This window comes from uncultured Eudoraea sp. (assembly GCF_947258525.1).
Classification (GTDB): domain Bacteria; phylum Bacteroidota; class Bacteroidia; order Flavobacteriales; family Flavobacteriaceae; genus Eudoraea.
Map to the genome: position 1 here is coordinate 1 of NZ_CAMYIP010000184.1, position 8,206 is coordinate 8,206.

Here is an 8,206-nt window from a genome sequence, read left to right on the forward strand (position 1 = left end):
AAGGGCCTGATGGGAACCAAGGGCCTGATGGGAACCTAGGACCGCAAGGGCCGGACGGAATCCAAGGGCCAGACGGAAATCAAGGGCCTCAGGGACCAATAGGAAATCAAGGGCCGGACGGCAACCAGGGTCCGGATGGAAACCAGGGACCAGTAGGTCCACAAGGGCCTGACGGGAATCAAGGACCAGTAGGTCCTCAAGGCCCGGACGGAATCCAAGGACCAGACGGGAATCAAGGGCCTGTAGGTCCACAGGGTCCGATTGGTCCTCAAGGCCCTCAAGGCGATCCGGGTAATGATGTAACAACAAATTTAAGTCAGAATACCTCTACTGGCGTTATTACCTATACCAATGAAACTTCTACAGTACAGACAGCGAATGTAGTATCTACAGATGCCGGCAATGCAATAGCAATTGGTACGGATGGTGGTGCTTATATAAATATTTATGAAAAAATTGTCATTTGGGCAGAATGTGCCAGATTAAGTAATAACAGTTTGGAGTGGTCTTTTGGGAGCGGTGAAATCGGGCAAACAGGTATTCCCCTTCCTGAGGATTGGGAAGTATATGCCGTAAGTTTTAATGCAGCTAGAAATGGTGCAGGAGATTCTGCACTAATGGCTGTTATTAATTCAGCTACTAATAATAATCTATTGACTTTTACCGCTACTGGAAATGCAGATAATATGGTATATACTCAAATGTTAGCCACAGTTGTACCTGTTACAGCAGGAACCAGCATAGGATTTAGAACAATAAGCGAGACCGGCGATATAAGAAACGCACGTGTTGCAGTCTTTTTAAGAAGAAGACCATAAATTTGACAATTACAATAAAAATATGAATGGTATAAAGCACATAACGTTTTCAGTTGTTTTACTGGTATCCATACTTAGTAATGCACAGGAAGCCCTGCACAATTATGGCTCCATTCAGATCCATGAAACCGCAATGGTTGGATTGCATTTGGATCTCATAAATGACGGTAGTTTTGACCAGAATATGGGCCTTGTTGGTTTCTACAGTGATTTTGGTCAGTTATCCGTTTCCGGAGCTTTTACCCCTGTGTTTTTTGATACTGAAATTGCTGTTGAGGAAGGTTTGGTGCTTCAGACTTCTTTAGGCGTAAATAACAATGGAAATTTAATTACAGGTGATATCATTACCCCAAGGACACAATCAGGTGTTTATTCAAATTTCTTTGACAACTCTTTTTATACAGGTGAAAGCAGCGTTTCTAAAGTATATGGTTATGCCGCGATGACCAATAAAGATAGTTTTGTTTTTCCTGTAGGAGACGATCAAAGGTTAAGGCCTTTGACTATAACTTCTATGGCCACGAATGCTTTGGCTAAATGTGCCTATTTTTTTGAGGACCCTAATAATTCAAAAACCTTGAATGCCATATACAATACTGATAAAAAGTCATCAGAATATATGTCTGTCTCTGACAAAGAATTTTGGAGGCTTGAAGGTGATGTACCGTCAAATGTAACCCTTACCTGGGATGGCTATAGCAATATTGCCGCTTTAGGTGAATTTATCAGTGATCTCAAAGTTGTAGGATGGAATAAATCTGAAAACCAATGGGTTAATCTCGGGAATACAGGTGTCGAGGGTGGAATGGATTATGGCTCAATTACATCTGATCTGTTTATACCCAATGATTATGAGATTATTACTATAGGAGGCAATGATGATATGCTGGAAACCTTTGATACAATAGAATTGGACAACTATTATATGACACCCAATGGCGATGGTCAAAACGATGTACTAACCATTGAAGGTATTGAAAAATCTCCAAATAATTCTCTTCAGATTTTTAATCGTTACGGTGCATTAGTTTATAGCATGGATAACTACGATGGGCAGTTTAACGGCTATTCAAACATGGATAATGCAATACAAAGAGATTCAGGTTTAGAGACAGGTATTTACTTTTATATTATTACTCTTAACGATTTGCAACGAAAGCACCAGGGTTATCTCTATATTTCCAACTAGGCTTTTGTCCCTTCTTAAATCGAGCAAGAATTTTCCCCGTGCTTAGTGCTTCTTTTTGCTTTAAAGCCAGATAATCAGGAGGCAGGTACATAATTTCTTAAAATACTTCTTAAATTTGATGTATCTGATTATTGGAATATCAAATAATAAATAGTTGTTTGGTAAAATAATTTAATTCAAGAATCGTGATTTAGATATTCGGTATCTTTTTTGATATGAATATAGATATCATATAATGCCCCTGATTAAACCTAAATATTATGGAAAGAAGACTGTTTATTAAAAGAAGTGGAGTTGGTGGCCTGGCCATGACTATTATTCCAGGCACTTTGTTACAGCAAAAGACCAGATATTCCATTGAGGAACTAATGGGTAAAGCAGAAATTGACCTTTACGGTGAGGACATAAATTTAAGGGAGGAAGCACATGATGCATTTGTTGAAATGAGAAAAGCAGCACTTGCTGATGGCATAGATATAAAAATAGTTTCAAGTTATCGTAGTTTTGACAGGCAAGCCGTCATTTTTGAACGTAAATATTTAAAATATACGGATGACGGAATGGAACCATTAGATGCAATTGAAAAAATAATAGAGTATTCTACGATTCCCGGGACAAGCAGGCACCATTGGGGAACTGATGTAGATCTTATTGACGGTAGCCCCAAAGTAGATGGGGATGTACTTGTGGCCAGTAAATTCGGCCCGGAAGGTCCATTTGAAAAATTTAAACTTTGGATGGACGAAAACTCTGAGAAGTTCAACTATTACCTGGTTTATACAAATAATCCAAAACGGAGAGGGTTTAAATACGAACCCTGGCATTACAGTTATGCTCCCCTATCCAAACCCATGCTTAAAACATTTAGACTTAAAAATATTTTAAAACAATTAAAAGCAGAAGACTTTTTAGGAAGTGATGAATTGACTACAGAATTTGTAAAAACATATATTGAAGACAATATCCTGGATATAAATCCGGAACTTTTGTAGTTATTTTGTACTTAAGAATAACTGAAATAAATATTTTACAATGAGAAGAGCAAGTTGGAAAATTCGAATAGTTATTGGTTTAGTTATAGTAGCAATTGCACTTATCCAACGATGGAATAATAAAGAAGAAAACCCATATACCGGAAGGGTTCAAAATATTAATATGACCTCTGAACAAGAAATTGCCATTGGTCTTCAAAGCGCTCCAGAAGTGGCTCAGCAATACGGAGGCTTATATCCCGATGAAAGACTACAAACCCTGGTAGAAGCAGTTGGAAACCGACTGGTGCAAAACAGCATTGCGCGCGAAACCCCTTATAAATATGAATTTCATTTACTGGCAGATGATCAGACTGTTAATGCATTTGCATTACCCGGTGGCCAGATTTTTATAACCTATGCACTATTTAAACAACTTAATGAAGCACAATTGGCAGGTGTACTCGGGCATGAAATTGGCCATGTAATAGGCAGACATTCAGCTGAGCGAATTGCAGAAAGCAACTTTTGGAAAACCGTATCCATGGGTGCCAGTGTGGGTGCGGATGCAGGTAGCCTGGTAGGTAGTATTGGCCAAAATACACTTTTAACAAATGGCCGTGAAGACGAACTTGAGAGTGATGATCTTGGGGTATTGTTTATGTTGCAAAGTAATTATGAACCGGAAGAAATGATCGGTGTAATGAAGATTTTAAAAGCTTCAGCCGGGCCAAATAGAGTTCCGGAATTTCAAAGTACGCATCCCGATCCGGATAACAGAATTGAAAAAATACAGGAGTCTATAGAGAAATACGAGGATCAGACCGGATAAGATTTTATGGGATGTTTTAGGCTGTCAATCTTTTTTTTGTATATTTGAATTACCTCCCAATCTGTTTTACGCCCCTAATTTAACCCTTATAGCTTTGATTTTAATTTAAATGAAACTATATGGGAACGCTATTGCATTTTAAAAGTCTCTATTTTGAAGCATTTGATGACTGCAAACCGGAATTTGTTGTAATACTTCTAAAAATTTATTCCTTTTTCTGCGTATTGATGTTATCTATGGCCATCTATGCTTTTTTCTATAGGGCTTTTACAGGATTCGAATTTTAGTTACTCTAATTTTAGCTAACTCTTTTACAAGAACACTAATTATTTTAAACCAATCCAAACCAAAAACCCTGACATATTTGTCAGGGTTTTTCTTGATTGATGAATAAACTATTTTTCTAGATATTATGGCCTTCTAAAACGGCAAGGGCTTCCTTGGCCTTAGAAAGTTTTGCCAACTTCTTAGCCGTATATCCCTGATCATTTTTTACAGAAAGGTTGGCTCCGTGTTGAATAAGTAATTCTAATATTTCAGCCTTGTTATACCTTGCAGCAAACATGGCAGGAGTCATACCCAAAGATTTTTGATTAACGTCTTCTCCAAGTTCAATTAATTTTTTTACAGTCTCAATGTCTCCTTTAAGAATGGCTTTGCAAAAGGAATTAATTTCCAGATTTTTTACATTGATAGTTGTTCCGTTCAGTTCATTAGTTGTTTTGTTGTTGGCATAAACGCCAGAAACAGCAAGTAAACATGCTGATGCAACAATCAGGATTGTTTTTTTCATGATGAATTGATTTTAATTGATGAATAGATTTTGATTATATTATAATAGACGCCACTTATCGATAATTGTTTCAGCATTAACATATAAATAACTTAATTTTAACAACCAGGCTTTAATTGCAAATGAAAATTTAGGATAATCAGATCTTCCCATAAATTTTAAAAAAAGCCCCTAAGAATACTGGTAAACCATGGTAAATCAGTGTATTTTTGCATACTCTTTAAATAAAAGACCATGAACAAAAAGGTAATTTTAATGATTTTGGATGGCTGGGGTAAATCTCCGGATCCGAAAGTTTCTGCTATTGAAAACGCGCATACACCTTTTATTGATTCGCTTTACAAACAATACCCTAACGCGAATCTACTCACAGACGGCATGAATGTTGGCCTTCCAGCTGGCCAAATGGGTAATAGTGAAGTTGGTCATATGAACTTAGGGGCCGGGCGAATTGTTTATCAGGATCTGGCAAAAATTAATCTTGCTGTTGAAGAAAATACACTCAAAGAAGAAAAGGAACTTAAAGAGGCTTTTGAATACGCAAAAGCTCAAAATAAGGATGTACATTTTTTGGGTTTGGTAAGTAATGGAGGTGTTCATAGCCATATTGATCATCTAAAAGGTCTTATTGAGACCAGCGACGGTTATGGTGTGAAAAATGCATTTATTCATGCTTTTACAGATGGAAGAGATGTTGATCCAAAAAGTGGAATTACCTTTTTGGAAGATCTGACAGATTTCTGCTCCTCTAAAAATGCAAAATTAGCTTCCGTTATTGGCAGATACTACGCAATGGACAGAGATAAAAGATGGGAACGCGTTAAAATAGCATATGATTTATTGGTTAATGGTAAAGGAGAGACTTTTAACAGCATATCTGAAGCCATGCAAAAAAGCTATAATGAAGGAATAACTGATGAATTCATTAATCCAATAGCTATGGTTAATGAAGCAGGGGAACCTTTGGCAAAAATTAAAGATGGTGATGTGGTAATCTTTTTCAATTTCAGGACAGACAGGGGCAGGGAACTGACTCAAGTGCTAAGTCAAAAAGATTTCCATGAACACAACATGCATAAATTAGATCTTTACTATGTAACCCTTACAAACTATGATGATTCATTTGTTGGCGTACATGTCGTTTATGACAAAGATAATATTGAGGAGACCTTAGGTGAAATCCTGGCACAAAAAGGCAAAAAACAGATACGGATAGCAGAAACAGAAAAATATCCTCATGTAACATTTTTCTTCAACGGAGGAAGAGAAATCCCTTTTGAAGGCGAAGAACGAATATTATGTCCCTCACCCAAAGTTGCAACATATGACTTGAAACCTGAAATGAGCGCATATGAAATTAGAGATGCAATAATTCCAGAGTTGAATAAAGGGGAAGTGGACTTTGTATGCCTTAACTTCGCAAATCCGGATATGGTAGGACATACGGGGGATATGAATGCGGCAATAAAAGCCTGCGAAACAGTCGATGAATGTGCCCAAGCCGTTATCAACGCAGGTTTGAAAAATGGGTATTCTACTATAGTAATTGCAGATCACGGCAATTGCGACACAATGATTAATCCGGATGGCACTCCAAATACTGCACATACTACAAATCCGGTACCCTTAATCCTGGTTGATAAGGATATTAAACAAATAAATGACGGTGTGCTTGGAGATATTGCCCCAACAATTCTTGAATTAATGGGAATAGCTAAGCCGGCATTAATGACCCAGCACTCTTTGATCTAAGTCTAATCAACTAAATTTGTATCATGGTTGTGATTAAGACATTAGAAGAAATTGAACTACTTAGAGAAAGTGCTTTAGTGGTTTCTAAAACTTTAGGCATGCTGGCCGCTGAAATTAAGCCCGGTGTAGACGGGCTTTACCTTGATAAATTAGCAGAAGAATTTATTCGTGATCATGGCGCCAAACCGGGTTTTCTGGGCATGTATGATTTTCCAAATACTTTAAACCTAAGCCCGAATGCACAGGTTGTGCATGGTATTCCAAATAAAGAACCACTGAAGGATGGCGATATCATTTCCGTAGATTGTGGTGCTTTAAAAAACGGATTTTATGGAGACCATGCCTATACATTTGAGATCGGAAATGTAGCAGAAGAAACCAAAAAGCTACTCAGGGTTACCAAGGAATCTCTTTATATTGGAATAAGGGAGTTTAAGGCGGGAAATCGTGTTGGAGATGTTGGCTTTGCAATTCAAAATTACTGTGAAAGTCATGGATATGGGGTTGTACGAGAACTCGTAGGGCATGGTCTGGGAAAAAAGCTGCATGAAGGACCTGAGATGCCCAATTATGGAAAACGTGGAAGAGGAAAGAAATTTGTTGACGGGATGGTAGTAGCCATTGAACCTATGATTAATATGGGTCGTGATGGTTGGACTATCCTCGCTGCCGATGGAAAACCGAGTGCCCATTTTGAACATAATGTAGCCCTTATAAATGGGAAACCCGAATTACTTTCAACCTTTAAATATATTTATGACGCCCTTGGTATAACAAGCAATGAAGAAGATGAATTTAGGGTTAAAAAAATACAACTCTAATCAGCTTAAGGATTTTGAAAAAACTATTCAAATATGTCCTCAATAAAATTCCCAGGCCATTACTAATTCAACTGAGTTACCTGGCGAGACCCATCTTGTCATTGACACTAAAAGGAGATAAGTACACAGACCCCATTGATGGAAGGCAATTCAAAAGTTTCCTTCCTTATGGATATGAAAACCCAAGGGAAAATGTTCTGTCACCCTCTACCCTGTCTCTGGAAAGACACCGCCTTTTATGGTTATACCTTAAGCATGAAACCGATTTTTTTACAGCACCTCACAAGGTCTTACACTTCGCACCGGAACAGGCTTTCTATCGAAGGTTTAAAAGATTAGAACATCTGGACTATACTACGTCAGACCTGAACTCTCCGCTTGCTGATGTAAAAGCAGATATTTGCGCACTGCCCTTTAAGGACAATTCATTTGATGTGATTTTATGCAATCATGTACTGGAACATATTCCTGACGACAGAAAAGCACTCAGTGAACTCTATCGTGTTCTCAAACCCGCTGGGTGGGGTATTTTCCAAATACCCCAGGATTTAACAAGAGAGATCACCTTTGAAGATAATTCCATTACAGATAAGAAAGAAAGGGCAAAAATTTTTGGACAATATGATCATGTTAGGGTTTATGGGCGTGACTATTTTGACAGGTTAAAAGAGGCCGGATTTAAAGTAAAAGCAGTCGATTATACCGCAACGTTGACAGATTCTGAAATTGAAAAATATAGATTGGCAAAGGGAGAATTAATTCCGTTAGTAACTAAATGATTAACGCACCACTAACTTTTTAAATCCGGGTGTCATAAATTCTGCAACCTCCCCATCCTTTTCCAGATAAATAATATATGCATCAAGCTGTTCATGTAAGTTCAGCAATTTTTTGGATTCGATTAGTTCCATAGCCATCATTGCAGTGGCATAGGCATCAGCCCTGGCACAATCATTTGCAATTACACTCACTGCTAGAATATTGGAATTTCTGGTGTATCCTGTTTTAGGATCGATCGTATGAACATACT

9 protein-coding genes and 1 pseudogene are annotated in these 8,206 nt (G+C 37.8%); 8 read left to right on the forward strand and 2 right to left on the reverse strand.

The window, feature by feature from the left end; all coding sequences use genetic code 11:
• The 5 genes and pseudogenes from Q0X89_RS13560 to Q0X89_RS18100 form a co-directional block, all read left to right on the forward strand.
• Positions 1–818: pseudogene (locus Q0X89_RS13560) on the forward strand (hypothetical protein); the annotation flags it as partial.
• A 22-nt stretch (positions 819–840) separates the two neighbouring features.
• Positions 841–2,007 carry a gliding motility-associated C-terminal domain-containing protein gene (locus Q0X89_RS13565; RefSeq protein ID WP_297695068.1) on the forward strand — a complete coding sequence of 389 codons (1,167 nt, stop codon included), beginning with the start codon at positions 841–843 and terminating at the stop codon, positions 2,005–2,007.
• A gap of 260 nt (positions 2,008–2,267) precedes the next feature.
• The gene (locus Q0X89_RS13570) at positions 2,268–2,999 is read left to right on the forward strand and encodes a M15 family metallopeptidase (RefSeq protein ID WP_297695070.1); all 732 of its coding nucleotides are present in this window, start codon (positions 2,268–2,270) and stop codon (positions 2,997–2,999) included.
• A gap of 40 nt (positions 3,000–3,039) precedes the next feature.
• The gene (locus tag Q0X89_RS13575; protein ID WP_297695072.1) at positions 3,040–3,810 is read left to right on the forward strand and encodes a M48 family metalloprotease; all 771 of its coding nucleotides are present in this window, start codon (positions 3,040–3,042) and stop codon (positions 3,808–3,810) included.
• A 119-nt stretch (positions 3,811–3,929) separates the two neighbouring features.
• Entirely contained in the window at positions 3,930–4,097 is a 168-nt protein-coding gene (locus Q0X89_RS18100) for a DUF6747 family protein (RefSeq protein WP_367177064.1), read from the forward strand.
• Positions 4,098–4,213: 116 nt separating this feature from the next.
• Here the strand turns inward: Q0X89_RS18100 and Q0X89_RS13580 are convergent, their stop codons facing one another.
• Positions 4,214–4,603 carry an ankyrin repeat domain-containing protein gene (locus tag Q0X89_RS13580; RefSeq protein WP_297695074.1) on the reverse strand — a complete coding sequence of 130 codons (390 nt, stop codon included), beginning with the start codon at positions 4,601–4,603 and terminating at the stop codon, positions 4,214–4,216.
• Positions 4,604–4,837: 234 nt separating this feature from the next.
• Here Q0X89_RS13580 and gpmI point away from each other — a divergent pair, with 234 nt between their 5' ends.
• The 3 genes from gpmI to Q0X89_RS13595 are packed head-to-tail and all read left to right on the forward strand — an operon-like array spanning position 4,838 to position 7,955.
• Entirely contained in the window at positions 4,838–6,355 is a 1,518-nt protein-coding gene (gene gpmI / locus Q0X89_RS13585; protein ID WP_297695076.1) for a 2,3-bisphosphoglycerate-independent phosphoglycerate mutase, read from the forward strand.
• A 23-nt stretch (positions 6,356–6,378) separates the two neighbouring features.
• Positions 6,379–7,176, forward strand: a complete 798-nt coding sequence (map, locus tag Q0X89_RS13590) for a type I methionyl aminopeptidase (RefSeq protein ID WP_297695078.1) — start codon at positions 6,379–6,381, stop codon at positions 7,174–7,176.
• 14 nt (positions 7,177–7,190) lie between these two features.
• Positions 7,191–7,955: a class I SAM-dependent methyltransferase gene (locus Q0X89_RS13595; RefSeq protein ID WP_297695080.1), complete on the forward strand. Its 765-nt coding sequence runs from the start codon at positions 7,191–7,193 to the stop codon at positions 7,953–7,955.
• Here Q0X89_RS13595 and Q0X89_RS13600 read toward each other — a convergent pair.
• Positions 7,956–8,206 (reverse strand): FAD:protein FMN transferase (locus tag Q0X89_RS13600; protein WP_297695082.1); only part of this gene is annotated, 251 nt, incomplete at its 5' end.